The organism is Mycolicibacterium fallax (assembly GCF_010726955.1).
GTDB classification, from domain to species: domain Bacteria; phylum Actinomycetota; class Actinomycetes; order Mycobacteriales; family Mycobacteriaceae; genus Mycobacterium; species Mycobacterium fallax.
In genome coordinates this window covers 1,080,726-1,099,638 of record NZ_AP022603.1, presented here as the reverse complement: position 1 = coordinate 1,099,638, position 18,913 = coordinate 1,080,726, and the positions used below count along the sequence as shown (strand labels likewise).

Annotated in this window: 15 protein-coding genes; 13 read left to right on the top strand and 2 right to left on the bottom strand. The window is 72.7% G+C overall.

What is annotated here, in order from left to right; translation table 11 throughout:
• The first annotated feature begins 4 nt into the window (after nucleotides 1-4).
• Genes argC through G6N10_RS05180 form a run of 9 tightly spaced genes read left to right on the top strand, consistent with a single transcriptional unit; the run spans nucleotide 5 to nucleotide 9,986 of the window.
• On the top strand, nucleotides 5-1,039 hold the full coding sequence (argC, locus tag G6N10_RS05220) for an N-acetyl-gamma-glutamyl-phosphate reductase (RefSeq protein WP_085094811.1): 1,035 nt from the start codon (nucleotides 5-7) through the stop codon (nucleotides 1,037-1,039).
• Entirely contained in the window at nucleotides 1,036-2,268 is a 1,233-nt protein-coding gene (argJ, locus tag G6N10_RS05215; protein ID WP_085094813.1) for a bifunctional glutamate N-acetyltransferase/amino-acid acetyltransferase ArgJ, read from the top strand. Before argC ends, argJ begins: the two co-directional genes overlap by 4 nt.
• A complete protein-coding gene (gene argB / locus G6N10_RS05210; protein ID WP_085094815.1) occupies nucleotides 2,265-3,173 on the top strand; it encodes an acetylglutamate kinase in 909 nt (302 codons plus the stop codon). The genes argJ and argB overlap by 4 nt, the downstream gene beginning before the upstream one ends.
• Entirely contained in the window at nucleotides 3,173-4,378 is a 1,206-nt protein-coding gene (locus tag G6N10_RS05205) for an acetylornithine transaminase (protein ID WP_085094817.1), read from the top strand. Before argB ends, G6N10_RS05205 begins: the two co-directional genes overlap by 1 nt.
• On the top strand, nucleotides 4,375-5,313 hold the full coding sequence (gene argF, locus G6N10_RS05200; protein WP_085094819.1) for an ornithine carbamoyltransferase: 939 nt from the start codon (nucleotides 4,375-4,377) through the stop codon (nucleotides 5,311-5,313). The genes G6N10_RS05205 and argF overlap by 4 nt, the downstream gene beginning before the upstream one ends.
• Nucleotides 5,310-5,846 carry an arginine repressor gene (locus tag G6N10_RS05195; protein WP_085094821.1) on the top strand — a complete coding sequence of 179 codons (537 nt, stop codon included), beginning with the start codon at nucleotides 5,310-5,312 and terminating at the stop codon, nucleotides 5,844-5,846. Before argF ends, G6N10_RS05195 begins: the two co-directional genes overlap by 4 nt.
• Before the next feature lie 38 nt (nucleotides 5,847-5,884).
• Nucleotides 5,885-7,087 (top strand): argininosuccinate synthase, encoded by a 1,203-nt coding sequence (locus tag G6N10_RS05190; RefSeq protein ID WP_085094823.1) that lies wholly within the window; start codon nucleotides 5,885-5,887, stop codon nucleotides 7,085-7,087.
• A complete protein-coding gene (gene argH / locus G6N10_RS05185) occupies nucleotides 7,084-8,496 on the top strand; it encodes an argininosuccinate lyase (RefSeq protein WP_085094825.1) in 1,413 nt (470 codons plus the stop codon). The genes G6N10_RS05190 and argH overlap by 4 nt, the downstream gene beginning before the upstream one ends.
• A gap of 2 nt (nucleotides 8,497-8,498) precedes the next feature.
• Nucleotides 8,499-9,986 carry a tetratricopeptide repeat protein gene (locus tag G6N10_RS05180; RefSeq protein ID WP_085094827.1) on the top strand — a complete coding sequence of 496 codons (1,488 nt, stop codon included), beginning with the start codon at nucleotides 8,499-8,501 and terminating at the stop codon, nucleotides 9,984-9,986.
• On the opposite strand, the gene G6N10_RS05175 is transcribed toward G6N10_RS05180, so the two are convergent.
• Entirely contained in the window at nucleotides 9,983-11,188 is a 1,206-nt protein-coding gene (locus G6N10_RS05175) for an ATP-binding protein (protein WP_085094829.1), read from the bottom strand. The two genes, G6N10_RS05180 and G6N10_RS05175, sit on opposite strands and share 4 nt — an antisense overlap.
• 156 nt (nucleotides 11,189-11,344) lie before the next feature.
• Here G6N10_RS05175 and G6N10_RS05170 point away from each other — a divergent pair, with 156 nt between their 5' ends.
• Both G6N10_RS05170 and G6N10_RS05165 read left to right on the top strand, forming a co-directional pair.
• A complete protein-coding gene (locus G6N10_RS05170; RefSeq protein WP_085094831.1) occupies nucleotides 11,345-11,698 on the top strand; it encodes a nuclear transport factor 2 family protein in 354 nt (117 codons plus the stop codon).
• Between the two features lie 140 nt (nucleotides 11,699-11,838).
• Nucleotides 11,839-13,425 carry a DHA2 family efflux MFS transporter permease subunit gene (locus G6N10_RS05165; RefSeq protein ID WP_085094833.1) on the top strand — a complete coding sequence of 529 codons (1,587 nt, stop codon included), beginning with the start codon at nucleotides 11,839-11,841 and terminating at the stop codon, nucleotides 13,423-13,425.
• Between the two features lie 52 nt (nucleotides 13,426-13,477).
• On the opposite strand, the gene G6N10_RS05160 is transcribed toward G6N10_RS05165, so the two are convergent.
• Nucleotides 13,478-15,253, bottom strand: a complete 1,776-nt coding sequence (locus G6N10_RS05160; RefSeq protein ID WP_085094835.1) for an ABC-F family ATP-binding cassette domain-containing protein — start codon at nucleotides 15,251-15,253, stop codon at nucleotides 13,478-13,480.
• Nucleotides 15,254-15,362: 109 nt separating this feature from the next.
• Between G6N10_RS05160 and G6N10_RS05155 the strand changes: the two genes are divergently transcribed.
• Both G6N10_RS05155 and G6N10_RS05150 read left to right on the top strand, forming a co-directional pair.
• Nucleotides 15,363-18,341: an acyl-CoA synthetase gene (locus tag G6N10_RS05155; protein WP_085094837.1), complete on the top strand. Its 2,979-nt coding sequence runs from the start codon at nucleotides 15,363-15,365 to the stop codon at nucleotides 18,339-18,341.
• A gap of 85 nt (nucleotides 18,342-18,426) precedes the next feature.
• Entirely contained in the window at nucleotides 18,427-18,912 is a 486-nt protein-coding gene (locus G6N10_RS05150) for a hypothetical protein (RefSeq protein WP_133055111.1), read from the top strand.
• Nucleotide 18,913 lies beyond the last annotated feature (1 nt).

The window sequence follows — 18,913 nt, the reverse complement described above, 5'->3', positions numbered from 1 at the left end:
TGGAATGACCAGCGTCGCGATTGCCGGAGCCAGCGGATACGCCGGCGGTGAGATCCTCCGACTGCTGCTCGGCCACCCCGCGTACGCCGACGGGCGGCTGCAGATCGGCGCGCTGACCGCCGCATCCAGCGCCGGCAGCACGCTGGCCGAGCACCACCCGCACCTGCTGCCGCTGGCCGACCGGGTCCTGCAACCCACCGACGCCGACACCCTGGCCGGCCACGACGTGGTCTTCCTCGGCCTGCCGCACGGGCATTCGGCCGCCATCGCCGAACAACTCGGCCCGGACGTGCTGGTCGTCGACTGCGGCGCGGACTTCCGGCTCACCGACCCCGCCGCCTGGCAGCGGTACTACGGCTCCGAGCACGCCGGCAGCTGGCCCTACGGCCTGCCCGAACTCCCGGGCCACCGCGACGCCCTGCGCGGCACCACGCGGATCGCGGTTCCCGGCTGCTACCCGACCTCGGCGCTGCTGGCCATGCTGCCTGCGGTCGCCGCCGGGCTGGTCACCCCGGCGATCAACGTCGTCGCGGTCAGCGGCACCTCCGGCGCCGGGCGGGCCGCCAAGGTCGACCTGCTGGCCGCCGAGGTCATCGGCTCGGCCCGGGCCTACAACATCGGCGGCGCACACCGGCACACCCCGGAAATCGCCCAAGGCCTGCAGGCCGTCAGCGACCACCCGGTCACGGTCTCCTTCACCCCGGTGCTGATCCCCACCGCCCGCGGCATCCTGGCCACCTGCACCGCGCCCACCACCGCCGGCATCGAGCAGTTCCGGGAGGTGTACGAAAAGGCCTACGCCGACGAACCGTTCGTGTACCTGCTGCCCGAGGGCCGGCTGCCGCGCACCGGCTCGGTGGTCGGCTCCAACGCCGCCCAGCTGGCCATCGCGGTGGACGCCGACGCCGGTGTGTTCGTCGCGGTCTGCGCGATCGACAACCTGGTCAAGGGCACCGGCGGGGCCGCCGTGCAATCGATGAACCTCGCCCTGGGCTGGCCGGAGACCGAGGGCCTGAGCACGGTAGGAGTCGCGCCATGAGGATCGCCACCGACCACCCCCGGCAGTGGTTGCTGCGCAGCCAGGGCGTCACCGCCCCCGAGGGCTTCCGGGCCGCCGGCATCAGCGCCGGCATCAAGGCCTCCGGAAAACCCGACCTCGCGCTGGTGTTCAACGAGGGTCCCGACTACGCCGCCGCCGGGGTGTTCACCCGCAACCAGGTCACCGCCGCCCCGGTGCGCTGGAGCAAACAGGTGCTGACCACCGGCCGGCTGCGCGCGGTGATCCTGAACTCCGGCGGCGCCAACGCCTGCACCGGCCCCGGTGGCTTCCAGGACACCCACGCCACCGCCGAGGCCGTCGCCGCCGCACTGTCGGCGTGGGGCACCGAGACCGGCGCCATCGAGGTGGCGGTCTGCTCCACCGGCCTGATCGGCGACCGGCTGCCGATGGACAAGCTGCTGGCCGGGGCCGGCGAGATCGTGCACGAGATGGCCGGCGGCCTGCACGGCGGCGAGGACGCCGCCCGGGCCATCATGACCACCGACACCGTGCCGAAACAGGTTGCGCTGCACCACGAGGTGGCCCCCGACAGCAACTGGACCGTCGGCGCGATGGCCAAGGGCGCGGGCATGATGGCCCCCGCGCTGGCCACCATGCTGGTGGTGCTGACCACCGACGCGGTCGCCGACGCCGCCGCGCTGGACACCGCGCTGCGCCGCGCCGCCGCGCTGACCTTCGACCGGCTCGACATCGACGGCGCCACCTCCACCAACGACACCGTGCTGCTGCTGGCCTCGGGCGCCAGCGGCATCGCGCCGAGCCAGGACGACCTGGACGCCGCGGTGTTCGCGATCTGCGACGACCTGTGCGCGCAGCTGCAGGCCGACGCCGAGGGCGTCACCAAGCGGGTCAGCATCACCGTCGCCGGCGCCCGCAGCGCCGACGACGCGCTGACCGCCGCCCGGATCATCGGCCGCGACAGCCTGGTCAAGACCGCGCTGTTCGGCTCCGACCCGAACTGGGGCCGGGTGCTGGCCGCGGTCGGGATGTCCCCGTTCCCGCTGGAGGCCGACCGGATCTCGGTGTCCTTCAACGGATCCCCGGTCTGCATCGACGGTGCCGGGGCGCCCGGGGCCCGCGACGTCGACCTGTCCGGCGCCGACATCGCGGTGCTGGTGGACCTCGGCCTCGGCGAGGAGACGGCCACCGTCCGCACCACCGACCTGTCGCACGCCTACGTCGAAGAGAACTCGGCATATTCGTCATGACCGCATCGCTGCCCACCCCGGTCAAGGCGCAGGTGCTGGCCACCGCGCTGCCGTGGCTCAAGCAACTGCACGGCCAGATCGTCGTCATCAAGTACGGCGGCAACGCCATGACCGACGAGACGCTCAAGGCCGCCTTCGCCGCCGACATGGTGTTCCTGCGCAACTGCGGCATCCACCCGGTCGTCGTGCACGGCGGCGGACCGCAGATCTCCGCGATGCTCAAACGCCTGGGCATCGACGGCGACTTCAAGGGCGGCTTCCGGGTCACCACCCCCGAGGTGCTCGACGTCGCCCGGATGGTGCTGTTCGGTCAGGTCGGCCGGGAACTGGTCAACCTGATCAACGCGCACGGCCCGTACGCGGTCGGCATCACCGGCGAGGACGCCCAGCTGTTCACCGCGGTGCGCCGCAGCGTCAACGTCGACGGGGTGGCCACCGACATCGGCCTGGTCGGCGACGTCGACGAGGTCAACCCGGCCGCCGTGCGGGACCTGATCGGCGCCGGGCGGATCCCGGTCATCTCGACGATCGCCCCCGACGTCGACGGCGTGGTGCACAACATCAACGCCGACACCGCCGCGGCCGCGGTCGCCGAGGCGCTCGGCGCGCAGAAGCTGCTGATGCTCACCGACATCGAGGGCCTGTACACCGATTGGCCCGACCGCGAATCACTGGTCTCCGAGATCGACACCGCCGCGCTCAAGCAGCTGCTGCCCCGGCTGGAATCGGGCATGGTGCCCAAGATCGAGGCCTGCCTGCGCGCGGTCGACGGCGGGGTACCCAGCGCGCACGTGATCGACGGCCGCGTCGAGCACTGCGTGCTGGTCGAACTGTTCACCGACGAAGGCACCGGAACCAAGGTGATCCCCGGATCACCGGGCCCCGGCGCGAAGGGAACCACCTGATGAGTAATTCCTCACTGCAGCAACGCTGGTCGACGGTGATGATGAACAACTACGGCACCCCGCCGCTGGCCCTGGCCTCGGGCTCGGGGGCGGTGGTCACCGACGCCGACGGCCGGGACTACCTGGACCTGCTCGGCGGCATCGCGGTCAACCTGCTCGGCCACGCCCACCCGGCGGTCGCCGCGGCCATCACCGCCCAGTTCGGCCGGCTCGGCCACACCTCCAACCTGTATGTCACCGAGCCCGGCGTGGTGCTGGCCGAGCGGCTGATCGCCCGGCTCGGCCCGGCCCGCGACCGCGGTGCCCGGGTGTTCTTCTGCAACTCCGGCACCGAGGCCAACGAGCTCGCGTTCAAGATCTCCCGGCTGACCGGGCGCACCAAGCTGGTCGCCGCCGAGGGGTCCTTCCACGGCCGCACCATGGGCGCGCTGGCCCTGACCGGCCAGCCCAGCAAACGTGCGCCGTTCGAGCCGCTGCCCGGCATCGTCACCCACGTGCCCTACGGCGACGAGCAGGCGCTGGCCGACGCCGTCGACGACCAGACCGCCGCGGTGTTCCTGGAACCGATCATGGGGGAGGGCGGCGTCATCACCCCGCCGTCGGGCTACCTGGCCGCGGCCCGCCGGATCACCGCCGAGCACGGCGCGCTGCTGGTGCTCGACGAGGTGCAGACCGGGGTCGGGCGCACCGGCGCGTTCTACGCCCACCAGCACGACGGCATCATCCCCGACGTCATCACCCTGGCCAAGGGCCTGGGCGGCGGGCTGCCGATCGGCGCCTGCATCGGCCTGGGTCCGGCCGCCGAGCTGATGACCGCCGGCCTGCACGGCAGCACCTTCGGCGGCAACCCGATCTGCGCGGCCGCCGCGGGGGCGGTGCTGGAGACCATCGACGCCGACGGCCTGCTGACCGCGGCCGGGGAGCGCGGCGCCCAGCTGCGCGACGGCATCCTCGCCGCCGGTCATCCGCTGGTCGACCACGTCCGTGGCCGCGGGCTGCTGCTCGGGGTGGTGCTCACCGCGCCGTCGGCCAAGGAGGTCGAGGCCGCCGCCCGTGACGCCGGCTACCTGGTCAACGCGACCGCGCCGAACGTCGTGCGGCTGGCGCCGCCGCTGATCATCACCGCCGCGCAGGTCGAGGCCTTCCTGGCCGACCTGCCGGCGATCCTGACCGCCGCGCAGACCGCCGCCGGGGACACCGCGTGAGCCCCCGGCACTTCCTGCGCGACGACGACCTGAACCCGGCCGAGCAGGCCGAGGTGCTGGCGCTGGCCGCCGAGCTCAAGGCCGCCCCGTTTTCCCGGCGGCCGCTGGAGGGCCCGCGCGGGGTGGCGGTGATCTTCGAGAAGAACTCCACCCGCACCCGGTTCTCCTTCGAGATGGGCATCGCCCAGCTCGGCGGGCACGCCGTCGTCGTCGACGGGCGCAGCACCCAGCTGGGCCGGGAGGAGACCCTGGAGGACACCGGGGTGGTGCTGTCCCGCTACGTCGACGCGGTGGTGTGGCGCACCTTCGCCCAGGAGCGGCTGACCGCGATGGCCGCCACCGCCACGGTGCCGATCGTCAACGCGCTGTCCGACGACTTCCACCCCTGCCAGGTGCTGGCAGACCTGCAGACCCTGGCCGAGCGCCGGGGCGGCCCGGCCGCCCTGGCCGGGCTGCGGCTGACCTACCTCGGCGACGGCGCCAACAACATGGCGCACTCGCTGATGCTCGGCGGGGTGACGGCCGGGCTGCACGTCACCATCGCCGCCCCGGCCGGCTTCGAGCCGGACCCGCGGTTCGTCGCCGACGCGCGGGCCCGGGCCGCCGAGACCGGCGGCACCGTCAGCCTGACCGCCGACCCGGCGGCCGGCGCTGACGGCGCCGACGTGCTGGTCACCGACACCTGGACCTCGATGGGGCAGGAGAACGACGGCCTGGACCGGGTCCGCCCATTCCGGCCGTTCCAGGTCAACGCCGCACTGCTCGGCCGGGCCGCCCCGGACGCCGTGGTGCTGCACTGCCTGCCCGCGCACCGCGGCCAGGAGATCACCGACGAGGTGATGGACGGGCCGCACAGCGCGGTGTTCGACGAGGCGGAGAACCGGCTGCACGCCCAGAAGGCGCTGCTGGTCTGGCTGCTGGAGCGCTCGCGGTGACCGACCCGAAGACGACCGACCCGAAGACGACCGACCCGAAGAGTAAGGCCGCCCCCGAGGTGGCCGCCACTCGCGCCGGCCGGCAGTCCCGCATCGTGGCGCTGCTGTCCGCGCAGCCGGTGCACAGCCAGGGCGAGCTGGCCGCGCTGCTGGCCGCCGAGGGCATCGAGGTCACCCAGGCCACCCTGAGCCGCGACCTGGAGGAGCTCGGCGCGGTCAAGCTGCGCGGCGCCGACGGCGGCGTCGGCGCCTACGTGGTGCCCGAGGACGGCAGCCCGGTGCGCGGGGTGACCGGCGGCACCGAGCGGCTGGTCCGGCTGCTCGGTGAGCTGCTGGTCTCCACCGACGCCAGCGGCAACCTCGCGGTGCTGCGCACCCCGCCCGGCGCGGCGCACTACCTGGCCAGCGCCATCGACCGGGCGGCGCTGCCGTCGGTGGTCGGCACCGTCGCCGGCGACGACACCCTGCTGCTGATCGCCCGCGAACCCCTGACCGGCGCCGAGCTCGCCGAAACAATCGAAAACCTGCGATAAACCCCCTCACCCCGGGTGAGGTAACAGAAGGAGAAATCATGTCCGAGCGCGTCATCCTCGCGTACTCCGGCGGCCTGGACACCTCGGTGGCCATCAGCTGGATCGGCAAGGAGACCGGCCGCGAGGTCGTCGCCGTCGCGATCGACCTCGGTCAGGGCGGTGAGGACATGGAGGTGGTGCGCCAGCGCGCCATCGACTGCGGCGCGGTGGAGGCCGTCGTCATCGACGCCCGCGACGAGTTCGCCGACGAGTACTGCCTGCCGACCATCCGCTCCAACGGCCTCTACATGGACCGCTACCCGCTGGTGTCGGCGATCAGCCGGCCGCTGATCGTCAAGCACCTGGTCGCCGCGGCCCGCGAGCACGGCGGCGGCATCGTCGCGCACGGCTGCACCGGCAAGGGCAACGACCAGGTCCGCTTCGAGGTCGGCTTCGCCTCGCTGGCGCCGGACCTGGACGTGCTGGCCCCGGTCCGCGACTACGCCTGGACCCGGGAGAAGGCCATCGCGTTCGCCGAGGAGAACGCCATCCCGATCAACGTCACCAAGCGCTCGCCGTTCTCCATCGACCAGAACGTCTGGGGCCGCGCGGTGGAGACCGGGTTCCTGGAGCACCTGTGGAACGCCCCCACCAAAGACGTCTACGACTACACCCAGGACCCGACGCTGAACTGGAACACCCCCGACGAGGTGATCATCAGCTTCGAGCAGGGCCGCCCGGTCGCCATCGACGGCCGCAAGGTCAGCGTGCTGGAGGCGATCGTCGAGCTCAACCGGCGCGCCGGTGAGCAGGGCGTGGGCCGGCTCGACGTGGTCGAGGACCGGCTGGTCGGGATCAAGAGCCGGGAGATCTACGAGGCGCCCGGCGCGATGGTGCTGATCACCGCGCACTCCGAGCTCGAGCACGTCACCCTGGAACGCGAGCTGGGCCGGTTCAAGCGGCACACCGACCAGAAGTGGGCCGAGCTGGCCTACGACGGCCTGTGGTTCTCGCCGCTCAAGCGCGCCCTGGAGACCTTTGTCGAGCACACCCAGGAGCACGTCTCCGGCGACATCCGGCTGGTGCTGCACGGCGGGCACATCGCGGTCAACGGCCGGCGCAGCTCGGAGTCGCTGTACGACTTCAACCTGGCCACCTACGACGAGGGCGACAGCTTCGACCAGTCCTCGGCCAAGGGCTTCGTGCACGTGCACGGGCTGAGCAGCAAGATCTCCGCGCAGCGGGACCTGGGGATCAAGTGAGCACCAACGAGGGGTCGCTGTGGGGCGGCCGGTTCTCCGACGGTCCGTCGGAGGCGCTGGCCGCGCTGAGCTGCTCCACGCACTTCGACTGGGTGCTGGCGCCGTATGACGTGGCCGCCTCCAAGGCGCACGCCGGCGTGCTGCATCGGGCCGGGCTGCTCACCGACCAGCAGCGCGACGGCCTGCTGGCCGGCCTGGACAGCCTGGGCGCAGACCTGGCCGACGGCAGCTTCGCGGCGCTGCCGACCGACGAGGACGTGCACGGCGCCCTGGAACGCGGCCTGATCGACCGGGTCGGCCCGGAGCTGGGCGGCCGGTTGCGCGCCGGCCGGTCCCGCAACGACCAGGTCGCCACGCTGTTCCGGATGTGGCTGCGCGACGCGGTGCGACGGGTCGCCGACGGGGTGCTGGAGGTGGTCGGCGCGCTGGCCGGCCAGGCCGCCGCGCACCCGGACGCCATCATGCCGGGCAAGACCCACCTGCAGTCCGCCCAGCCGGTGCTGCTGGCCCACCAGCTGCTCGCGCACGCCCACCCGCTGCTGCGTGACGTCGACCGGATCGCCGACTTCGACGACCGCACCGCGGTGTCGCCGTACGGCTCCGGCGCGCTGGCCGGCTCGTCGCTGGGCCTGAACCCCGACGCGATCGCCGCCGACCTCGGGTTCGCCCGCGCGGCCGAGAACTCCATCGACGCCACCGCCGCCCGCGACTTCGCCGCCGAGGCCGCCTTCATCTTCGCGATGATCGCGGTGGACCTGTCCCGGCTGGCCGAGGACATCATCATCTGGAGCACCACCGAGTTCGGTTACGTTCGGTTGCACGACGCCTGGTCGACCGGCAGCTCGATCATGCCGCAGAAGAAGAACCCGGACATCGCCGAGCTGGCCCGCGGCAAGTCCGGCCGGCTGATCGGCAACCTCACCGGGCTGCTGGCCACCCTCAAGGCCCAGCCGCTGGCCTACAACCGTGACCTGCAGGAGGACAAGGAGCCGGTCTTCGACTCGGTGGCCCAGCTGGAGCTGCTGGCCCCGGCGATGGCCGGCCTGGTCGGCACGCTGGCCTTCGACACCGACCGGATGGCCGAGCTGGCCCCGGCCGGCTACACCCTGGCCACCGACATCGCCGAGTGGATGGTCCGCCAGGGCGTGCCGTTCCGGGTCGCGCACGAGGCGGCCGGTGCGGCGGTCAAGGTCGCCGAGGGCCGCGGCGTCGGGCTCGACGCGCTGTCCGACGCCGACTTCGCCGCGATCGACCCGGCGCTGACCCCGGCGGTCCGCGAGGTGCTGACCGTGCAGGGTTCGGTGCGGTCCCGCAACGCCCGCGGCGGCACCGCCCCGGAGCGGGTCGCCGAGCAGCTGGCCGGCGTCGGCGCGGCGGTCGAGGAGTTGCGCATCCGGCTGAGCCGCTGACGGTGGACGTCGCGGCGGTCCTGGCGCGCGCCGAGCTGCTGGCCGAGCTGGGCCGGCACCACGAGGCCGCTGCCGTGCTGCGTGCCGGCCTGGCCGAGCGGCCCGAGGATGTCGAGCTGCTGACCGGGCTGGCGACCCTGGCGCTGGACGCCGGCGACCCGGTCACCGCCTACGGCTGCGCGACGGCCGCCCTCGAGCACGATCCGGCGGCCGGCGGCCCGGCGCTGCGGGTGCTGGCCCGGCTGAACCTGCTGGCCGGGGACCCCGACGCCGCCGTCGAGCTGGCCCACCGGGTGGTCGCGCAGGATCCGGCCGATCCGTCGGCGCACGCCCTGCTGGCCACCTGCCTGTCCCGCGGCGTCGGCCTCGGCGCGGGCAAACGCGCGGGACTGGCCGCGGTGGCACGGGTCGCCGAACTCGCGCCCGAGGACCCCGACCTGCTGCTGCAGGCCGCCCTCGCCGCCGAGCGGCTGTCCGAGCCCGACCTGGCCCGGCGGCTGGTGACCGCGGGACTGCAGGCCGACCCGGGCCACACCGAACTGGCCACCGCCAACGCCCGGCTGCGGGACTTCACCTCGGAGCGGGCGGCCGGGCTGACCCGGGTGCTGGCCTCCGATCCCACCGACCGGCAGGCCCGGCACGCCCTGTCCGAGGTGGTGTGGGGCACCCTGAGCCGGCTGGCCAGCGGGGTGTGGATCTACGCGGTCGCGCTGATGCTGCTCTCGGCCTGGACGCCGCCGGGCGTGCTGCGGTATCTGACCCCGCTGCTGATGGCACCGCTGCTGGTGCACTGGACCCGGCTGTTCGTCCGGCTGCGCCGGGTGCTGCCGGCCGGCTACCTGTCGAAACGCCTGTGGCGCAACCCGGTCGCGGTGGCCGGGGTGCTGCTGGCCGGGCTGGCCGCGCTGCTGGCCAGCATCACCCCGGTGCTGATCCGGCTGGCCTGGAACGCCGACGGGGTGCGGTTCGGCTACCGGGTGCTGGTCTCGGCGGTGCTGATCGCCGCCCTCGCGCATCTGCTGCTGGACCTTGGCCGAATTCGCCGCGGCGGCGACACCGACGTGGCCACCCACCTCGACGACCAGCAGGGCAACTGGGCGGTGTGGCTGCTGGGCCTGGGCCTGCCGATCGGCATCGGGTGGGCGTTCTCGGCGCTGGCGCGTCAGCCCGGCGCGCTGTGGTTCGCGCTGATGGTGCTGCTCATCGTGCTGGGAGTGCTGGGCCTGGAGGGGGCGGTCAAGATCGGCCGGCTGCCCCGCCCGGTGCGCTACAGGCTGATCATCGCCGCGCTGGCCGCGCTGCTCGTCGCCGGTTGCGGCTGGCTGGTCACCGTCTGCGCCGAGCGCGCGGCGGGCACCGAGTTCGTCTACACCGTCGGGCCGCTGTCGCCGGAGAACTTCCCCGGCCCGACGATCACCGTGCCGACCTTCAGCACGCCGGCATTCCGGTTTGACCCGCAGCCGCCGCCGGTCAGCACCCTGGGCGGTTAGCGGCCCCGGCCGCGCCGGAGGTAGTGCGCCAACTCGTCGAACGCGCCGTCGGTGTTGGCGAACTCGACGACATTGCGGGCCATCGTGAACCACGGTCCGGTGCTGGAGGACAGCGACGCCAGCGCCGCCCGCAGATCCGCCATGGTGATGCAGCGCGGTTCGCCGGCCAGCGAATCTGCCATCGCGCGCTGGGCCGCCGACCGGCACACCAGCGCGACGTCGGCCCCGGAGAACCCGGCGGTGCCCTCGACCACCGCGTCCAGGTCGATGCCCTCGATCGGCCGGCCGGCCAGGTGCGCGCGGATCAGTGCCGCCCGGGCCGGCTTGTCGGGCGGGGACACGAACAGCATCCGATCGAAGCGGCCCGGCCGGCGCAGCGCGGCGTCGAGGTCCCACGGGTGGTTGGTGGCGCCGACGACGAACACCCCCTCGTTGCGCGACACCGTGGCGTCGAGCTCGGTGAGCAGCCGGGTGACCAACTGGCGCAGCACACTCGCGCCGCGCAGCTGCGAGCGCTTCTGGCCGATCGCGTCGATCTCGTCGAAGAAGATGACCGCCGGCGCGGTGGCGCGGGCGGTGGCGAACAGCTCCTGCAACGCCGCCTCGGTGCCGCCGCTGGCCATCTCGACGATGTCCGGGACCCCGACCGGATAGAACCGGGCGCCGAGCTCCCCGGCGATCGCCGAGGCCAGAAACGTCTTGCCGCAGCCCGGCGGGCCGTAGAGCAGCAGCCCGCCGCCGGCCCCGGTGCCGTAGGCGCGGGCCAGCTCCGGGTTGCGCAGCGGCCCGATGAACGACAGCTCGATCGCCGCCTTCACCGTGTCCATCCCGGCCACATCGGTCATCCGGGTGCCGCTGCGGGGCGCCGGCCGGGCGGGTTCGGGGCCCGGGTCGCCGAGGTACTCGGGCCCGACGATGTCGCTCAACTCGGCCTCGGCGCGGCCCCAGTCGAATCCGGGGTCGCCGCCGGGTTCGGGGGGCTGCGGGGCGGCCGGCGGCGGTTCGGCGGCCAGCCGGGTGACCGCCGCGAGGACCTCGGCGTTGCCGGGGGAGATCCGCAGCGCCTCGACGGCATGGGCCAGCGCCTCGGCATGCCGGCCCCGCTCGCCCAGCAGCCGGCTCAGCCGCAGCCGCAACTCCAGCACGTCGGGGTAATCGGCGACGGTGGCGGCCAGTTTGTCGATGTCGGGGTCAGCGGACATCGGCCCGGCCGTGCGGTGCGGAAAAGCTCACCCGGTCAGTTTAGAAAGGGTGCCGGCAGCCGCGCGGCGGCAATCGGGATGCCGCCGCATTTTGAGCGATCGCTCAGCAAAACCGGCCTTGACCTGGCCGTACCCGGTGGACAAGGCTAGGTCACCATGACCGCGCGCCAGCAGACCATCGACCGATATATCCATGGGTTCCTGTCCAGTGATCACGACGCCATCCTGGGGTGCCTGACCGACGACGTCATCTGGCAGATCCACGGGGTGCGGACCACCCGCGGCAAGACGGAGTTCGACGAGGAGATCGAGAACCCGGAGTTCGCGGGCAGCCCGCTGATGAACGTCGACCGGATCATCGAGTCCGACGACGTCGTGGTGCTCACCGGCACCGGCGAGGGCATGCACCGGGTGGCCGGCCCGTTCCGATTCGCCTACAACAACATGTTCACCTTCCGCGGCGACCGGATCTGCCAGGTCGAGTCCTACGTCGTGCCGCTGGCGGGCTGACCGCGCTCAGCCCAGCTGCTCAGGCAGCTCCAATCAACGGGTCTCGGCGCCGGTGACCTCGTCGCGGCGGCGCCGCCGCTCGGTCCGCCGGCCGCGGTGATGGCTTCGCGGTGAACCTACGGTCTGACGGAGAACAATCGATGCGACTCTCTGCGGCGGTCCGGCCCTGGCTCGGCCTTGTCGCGATCGCGTTGGGGGTCGCGCTGATCGTGGTCGACACCACGATCGTGAACGTCATCGTGCCGTCGATCATCGCCGACATCCAGGTCAACTCCGTTCAGGCGCAGTGGGTTCAAGAGTCCTACGCGATCATCATGGCCGCGCTGCTGCTGTTGGTGGGCCGGGTCGCCGACATCGTCGGGGCCCGCCGGGTCTTCCTCATCGGTGTGCTGGTCTTCGGGGCGTCGAGCCTGCTGGCCGGCCTGGCCGGGTCCGGGCAGGTGCTGATCGCGGCGCGCTTCGCCCAGGGGGCGGCCGCGGCGATGATCCTGCCGACGTCCCTGTCACTGCTCAACGCCGCGTTCACCGGCAAGGCCCGCAATCAGGCCTTCGCGGTGTGGGGGTCGACCATCGGGGCGGCGGCCGCGGTGGGCCCGCTGCTGGGCGGCTGGCTGTCCGAACACCTGTCCTGGCGGTGGTCGTTCGGCATCAACATCCCGCTGGTGTGCATCATCCTCGCCGCATCGCTGGCCTTCCTGGACCGCTCACCCCGGGGCAGCGGGCGGGTTGACGTGTTCGGCGCGCTGCTGTCGGTGCTGGGTCTGGGGCTGCTGGCATTCGGGCTGATCGAGGGCCGGACCTACGGTTGGTGGCAGCTGCGTGCCCCGCTGGAGCTGGGTGGCTGGTCCTGGCGCAGTGGGCTGTCGCCGGTTCCGGTGGCGCTGCTGATCGCGGCGGTCGCCCTGGCCGGCTTCGCGGTCCGCCAGTGGATGCTGAGCACCGGCGCCGACCCGCAGCGCGCCCTGATGAACACCCGGCTGTACGCAATCGGTTCGTTTCGCAACGGCAACATCGCCACCCTGATCATCGGCGTCGGCGAATTCGGCATCGTCGCGGTGCTGCCGCTGTGGCTGCAGTTCACCCTCGACTACACCGCGGTGCAGGCCGGACTCGCTCTGGTGCCGATCGCGGTCGGCAGTCTGGTCGCCAGCGGGGCCAGCTTCGGCCTGGCCGACAAGGCTACGCCGCTGGTCCTGGTCCGGATCGGGCTGCTGCTGGAGGCGGCCGGGCTCGCCGCGCTGGCCCTGCTGGCCAGCACCTCGATGCCGTGGTGGCAGCTGGCCGCGGTGCTGTTCGTCTACGGCGTCGGCGTCGGGTTCGCCACTGCCCAGGTCACCAACGTGGTGCTCGGCGATGTGCCCGACACCGAATCGGGCCAGGCCTCCGGCATTCAGAGCGCCTTCCGTCAGCTCGGCTCGGCGCTCGGCATCGCCGTCATCACCACGACGTTCTTCAGCGTGCTGCAGTCCATGCTGAGCCGCAATCTGGGCCCGGTGCCGGGCTCGGAAACCTTCACTCGGGCGGTCACCGACAGCGCCGGCGCCGCGATCGGCGGGTTGGGCGCCAACCCGCAGACCGCGTTCGTCGCCGATGCGGCCCGCGACGCGATGACCCACGGCATCACCGTCGTCGGCTACTTCGCCGCCGGCATTCTGCTGGCCGGGCTCGCCGCCACCGCGTTCATTCGGGTCGGCGCCGGATCGCCGGGGGCCGCGCGGTCCCGCTGATCGGAGCGCCCGGCCGGAGCCCGGTGGCGCCGCCGGCCCCGAGCATCCGCGCTCAGCCCAGCTGCTCGGACAGCTCCAGCCAGCGGGTCTCGGCATCGGTGACCTGGTCCTCCAGCGCCCGCAACTGCGCGGTCAGGGACCCCAGCCCGACGTGATCGGACTGGTCGTGCTCGGCCAGCTGCTGGTGCTTGGCGGCGATCTTCTCGGCCAGCTTGACCAGTGACCGGTCGATCGACGCGATCTCCTTTTCCACCGCGCGCAGCTCGGCGCCGGACAGCCCGGCCGCCGGCGCCGGTGCCACCTGCCCGGTCCCGGTCGAGGGTCCCCGCGCGGCGGCCAGCGCCAGGTACTCCTCGATGCCGCCGGGCAGGTGCCGCAGCCGCCCGTCGAGCACCGCGAACTGCTGGTCGGTGACCCGCTCCAGCAGGTAGCGGTCGTGCGAGACGACGATCAGGGTGCCCGGCCAGGAGTCCAGCAGATCCTCGGTGGCGGTCAGCATGTCGGTGTCGACGTCGTTGGTCGGCTCGTCGAGGATCAGCACGTTGGGCTCCTCCAGCAGCGTCAGCATCAGCTGCAGCCGCCGGCGTTGCCCGCCGGAGAGCTCGCGGACCCGGGTGGACAGCTGGGCCCGGTCGAACCCGAGCCGCTCCAGCAGCTGGGTCGGGGTCGTTTCCTTGCCGTCCACGGTGTAGTCGGTGCGCAGCCGCCCGACCACCTCGCGGACCAGGTCGTCCTCCACCTCGGCGAGCACCCCGGCCTGCTGGTCGAGCACCGACAGCCGCACCGTCTTGCCGCGCTTGACCCGGCCCGACGACGGCGGCACCGTCCCGGCGATCAGGCCGAGCAGCGTCGACTTGCCCGCCCCGTTGGCCCCCAGGATCCCGGTGCGCTCGCCGGGGGCGATCCGCCACTCGATGTCGCGCAGCACGATGCGGCCGTCGAAGGCGACCGACGCGTCCAGCAGGTCGATGACGTCCTTGCCGAGCCGGGCGGTGGCCAGCTTGGCCAGCTCGACGCCGTTGCGGATCGGCGGCACGTCGGCGATCAGGGCGTTGGCGGCGTCGATCCGGAACTTCGGTTTGGAGGTGCGCGCCGGGGCGCCTCGGCGCAGCCAGGCCAGCTCCTTGCGCATCAGGTTCTGCCGCTTGGCCTCGCTGGCCGCGGCGATCCGGTCGCGTTCCACCCGCTGCAGCACATACGCCGCGTAGCCACCGTCGAACGGTTCGACGATGCCGTCGTGCACCTCCCAGGTGACGGTGGCGATCTCGTCGAGGAACCAGCGGTCGTGGGTGACCAGCAGCAGCCCGCCGGTGTTGCGCGGCCACCGGGTCTTCAGATGCCCGGCCAGCCAGGTGATGCCTTCGACGTCGAGGTGGTTGGTCGGCTCGTCCAGTGCCAGCACGTCCCAGTCCTCGATCAGCAGCGCGGCCAACTGCACCCGGCGGCGCTGCCCGCCCGAGAGCGTGCCGATCCGGGCGTGCCAGCCGATGTCGGCGACCAGACCGGCCACCACGTCGCGGATCCGGGCTTCCCCGGCCCACTCGTGCTCGGCGCGGTCGCCGACCAGCACGCCGGCCACGGTGGCGTCGTCGTTGAGGATGTCGGCCTGCGCCAGCGCCCCGACGCGCAACCCGCCGCGCCGGGTGACCCGGCCGCCGTCCGGGGTGATCGCCCCGGTCAGCATGCCCATCAGCGACGATTTGCCGTCGCCGTTGCGCCCGACGATGCCGATCCGGTCGCCGTCGTCGATCCCGAGGGACACCGCGTCGAACACGACCCGGGTCGGGTATTGCAGGTGTAGGGCTTCGGCGCCAAGCAGATGTGCCATCGAGGCCCGACCCTAGCGGGGCTGCCCGGATGACCGCAGTTCGGTCCGGGCGGCTGTGCCACAATCGCGGGGCAACGTCGGTTCGCTACGTCATGGCAGGGGAATCTGGATGCATCTGAGTCTTTCGGCGGTGACACGGCCGGTTGAGCGTCTGATGGCGACCGCCCAGAACGGGCTGGAGGTGTTGCGCCTGGGTGGTCTGGAGACCGGCGCGGTGCCCTCGCCGGTCCAGATCGTCGAGAGCGTTCCGATGTACAAGCTGCGGCGGTACTTCCCGCCGGACAGCCGCCCCGGGGCCACCCCGGTCGGACCGCCGGTGCTGATGGTGCACCCGATGATGATGTCGCCGAACATGTTCGACGTGACCCGCGACGAGGGCGCGGTCGGCATCCTGCACGCCGCCGGCCTGGACCCGTGGGTGATCGACTTCGGCGAGCCGGACAAGGTGGAGGGCGGCATGCGCCGCAACCTGACCGATCACATCGTCGCGCTGTCCGAGGCGGTGGACACCGTCAAGAAGACCACCGGCAGCGACGTCCACCTGGCCGGCTACTCCCAGGGCGGGATGTGGGCCTACCAGGTCGCGGCCTATCGCCGCAGCAAGGACCTGGCCAGCGTCATCACCTTCGGCTCGCCGGTGGACACCCTGGCCGCGCTGCCGATGAACATTCCGCCGAACATCGCGGCGGTCGGCGCGGACTTCATGGCCGAGCACGTCTTCAACCACCTCGACATCCAGGGCTGGATGGCGCGGATCGGCTTCCAGATGATGGACCCGATCAAGACCGCCAAGGCCCGGCTGGACTTCCTGATGCAGCTGCACGACCGCGAGGCGCTGCTGTCGCGCGAGCAGCAGCGCCGGTTCCTGGATTCCGAGGGCTGGATCGCCTGGTCCGGCCCGGCGATCGCGGAGCTGCTCAAGCAGTTCATCGCGCACAACCGGATGATGACCGGCGGGTTCGCCATCAACGGCCAGCTGGTCACCCTGACCGACATCAACTGCCCGATCCTGGCGTTCGTGGGCGAGGTCGACGACATCGGCCAGCCGGTCGCGGTGCGCGGCATCCGCCGGGCGGCCCCCAACGCCGACGTCTACGAGACGATGCTGCGCGCCGGGCACTTCGGTCTGGTGGTCGGGTCGAAGGCCGCGCAGATCACCTGGCCGACGGTCGCGGACTGGGTGCGTTGGCAGTCCGGGCAGGGCCCCAAGCCGGTCAACGTGGACCTGATGGGCGAGCACCCCGACGCCGGGGAGAAGGGCGTGCCGCTGGCCGCCCGCCTGATCACCGGCCTCGGTGGCGCCTCCGAGGTGGCGCTGTCGGTCGCCAAGACCGCCGCCGACGCCGTCGTCGCGACCAACCGCTCGGTGCGCACGATGGCCGTCGAGACGGTGCGGACGCTGCCTCGACTGGCCCGGCTGGGGCAGATCAACGACCACACCCGGATCTCGCTGGGCCGGATCCTGTCCGAGCAGGCGCACGCCACCCCGGGCGGGGAGTTCCTGCTGTTCGACGGCCGGGTGCACACCTACGAGGCGGTCGATCGCCGGATCGACAACGTGGTGCGCGGCCTGATCTCGGTCGGGGTCCGTCAGGGCGACCGGGTCGGTGTGCTGATGGAGACCCGGCCCAGCGCGCTGGTCGCGATCACCGCGCTGTCGCGGCTGGGCGCCGTCGCGGTGCTGATGTCGCCGGACGGGGACCTGGCCGAGGCGGCCAAGCTCAGCGGCGTCGCGGAGGTCCTCACCGATCCGGCGAACCTGGACCGGGCCCGCGCGCTGCCGGTGCAGGTGCTGGTGCTCGGCGGCGGTGAACACCGCGACCTGCGGCTGCCCGCCGGCACCGACGTCATCGACATGGAGCAGATCGACCCGGACACCATCGACCTGCCCGGCTGGTACCGGCCCAACCCGGGCCTGGCCCGCGACCGCGCGTTCGTCGCGTTCAGCCGGGTCAGCGGCAAGCTGGTGGCCAAGGAGATCACCAACCACCGGTGGGCGCTGTCGGCCTTCGGCACCGCCTCGACGGCGTCGCTGGACCGCAACGACACGGTGTACTGCCTGACCCCGCTGCACCACCAGTCCGGCCTGCTGGTCGCGCTCGGCGGTGCCGTCGTCGGCGGCGCCCGGATCGCGCTGTCCCGGGGGTTGCAGCCGGACCGGTTCGTCCAGGAGGTGCGCCAGTACGGCGTCACGGTGGTCTCTTACACCTGGGCGATGCTCGGCGAGGTCATCGACGATCCGGGCTTCTCCCTGCACGGCAACCATCCGGTCCGGCTGTTCATCGGTTCGGGCATGCCGACCGGGCTGTGGAACCGGGTCACCGAGGCGTTCGCCCCGGCGCACGTCGTCGAGTTCTTCGCCACCACCGACGGGCAGGCCGTGCTGGCCAACGTCGCCGGCGCCAAGATCGGCTCGAAGGGCCGCCCGCTGCCCGGCGGCGGGCAGATCGAGCTGGCCGCCTACGACGCCGACGCGGACCTGATCCTGGAGGCCGACGACGGCTTCGTCCGGCACGCCGAACCCGACGAGGTCGGGGTGCTGCTGGCCCGGCCGCGCGGCCCGGTCGACCCGGGCGCCTCGGTCCGGCGCGGCGTGTTCGCCCCGGCCGACACCTGGGTGGCGACCGAGTCGCTGTTCCGCCGCGACGCCGACGGCGACTTCTGGCTGGTCGGGACCCGCAACGGGGTCATCCACACCGCGCGCGGCCCGGTCTTCGGCGACAGCATCACCGACCTGGTCGGCGGGATCGGTGCGGTCGACCTGGCCGTCAGCTACGGCGTCGGGACCCCGGCCGGTGATCTGGCGGTGACCGCGCTGACCCTGCGGCCCGGCGCGTCGATCACCGCCGCGGACCTGCGCGAGGCACTGTCGACGCCGGTGGTCGGCGTGCCGCCGGACCTGGTGCACGTGGTGGACGCGCTGCCGCTGTCGGCGACCTACCGGCCCGAGTCCGGGAAGTTGCGTGCGGCGGGCCTGCCCAAGGCCGGCAGGCAGGCCTGGCACCTGGATGCCGAGACCGGTGAGTATGTCCGGCTGACCGCGGCGGTGCGGACCGCGCTGGCCGCCGAGCCCGCGGCGCCGCTGTAACGACACCCGAACTTCGGCCGACACCGCTGTTAGAGTCGCCGGGGAGCTACGCACCCGGGCAGCGCCGAGATTAGGAGACGGACACGTGTCTTCCCGCAGCATGGTGCCGTCGGACGGCATGCGCTGGCGGCGGGCGGCCGCCGCGGCAGGCGCCGCCCTGGCCCTGGTCGGCGGCGCGCTGAGCCTGGCCCCGGTCGCCGGTGCCGACGTCCTGGACGAACTGGCCGAGCAGTACTCCACCGGCGCGGGCGCCGGGCAGGTCGCCAACCTGGTCAGCACCTCGATGAACCTGCGCACCCAGGGCTACCGGCCGCGGCCGGGCGACCTGGCGGCGATCAAGGCGGCCCTGGACAAGCGACCCAATCAGGCGCCGCTGGTGGCGGCGCTGCAGAACGCGGTGGCCTACCAGGCCAAGAAGCAGCGGCAGCTCGGCGGTGACGGGGGCGCCCCGCCGGTGGTCATCGGCGGCAGCCCCGGCAGCATCAACACCCAGGCGCCGGGTGGCAACTGGGTGCCGGGCAACCCGATGATCGACAACGACAGCCCCTTCCCGATGCCCGGACGGAGCTGAC

Excerpts from the sequence above, each read along its gene's own strand:
- argC (WP_085094811.1), top strand. The coding sequence starts at position 5 with ATGACCAGCGTCGCGATTGCCGGAGCCAGCGGATACGCCGGCGGTGAG.
- argJ (WP_085094813.1), top strand. The coding sequence starts at position 1,036 with ATGAGGATCGCCACCGACCACCCCCGGCAGTGGTTGCTGCGCAGCCAG.
- argB (WP_085094815.1), top strand. The coding sequence starts at position 2,265 with ATGACCGCATCGCTGCCCACCCCGGTCAAGGCGCAGGTGCTGGCCACC.
- G6N10_RS05205 (WP_085094817.1), top strand. The coding sequence starts at position 3,173 with ATGAGTAATTCCTCACTGCAGCAACGCTGGTCGACGGTGATGATGAAC.
- G6N10_RS05190 (WP_085094823.1), top strand. The coding sequence starts at position 5,885 with ATGTCCGAGCGCGTCATCCTCGCGTACTCCGGCGGCCTGGACACCTCG.
- G6N10_RS05175 (WP_085094829.1), bottom strand. The coding sequence starts at position 11,188 with ATGTCCGCTGACCCCGACATCGACAAACTGGCCGCCACCGTCGCCGAT.
- G6N10_RS05170 (WP_085094831.1), top strand. The coding sequence starts at position 11,345 with ATGACCGCGCGCCAGCAGACCATCGACCGATATATCCATGGGTTCCTG.
- G6N10_RS05165 (WP_085094833.1), top strand. The coding sequence starts at position 11,839 with ATGCGACTCTCTGCGGCGGTCCGGCCCTGGCTCGGCCTTGTCGCGATC.
- G6N10_RS05160 (WP_085094835.1), bottom strand. The coding sequence starts at position 15,253 with ATGGCACATCTGCTTGGCGCCGAAGCCCTACACCTGCAATACCCGACC.
- G6N10_RS05155 (WP_085094837.1), top strand. The coding sequence starts at position 15,363 with ATGCATCTGAGTCTTTCGGCGGTGACACGGCCGGTTGAGCGTCTGATG.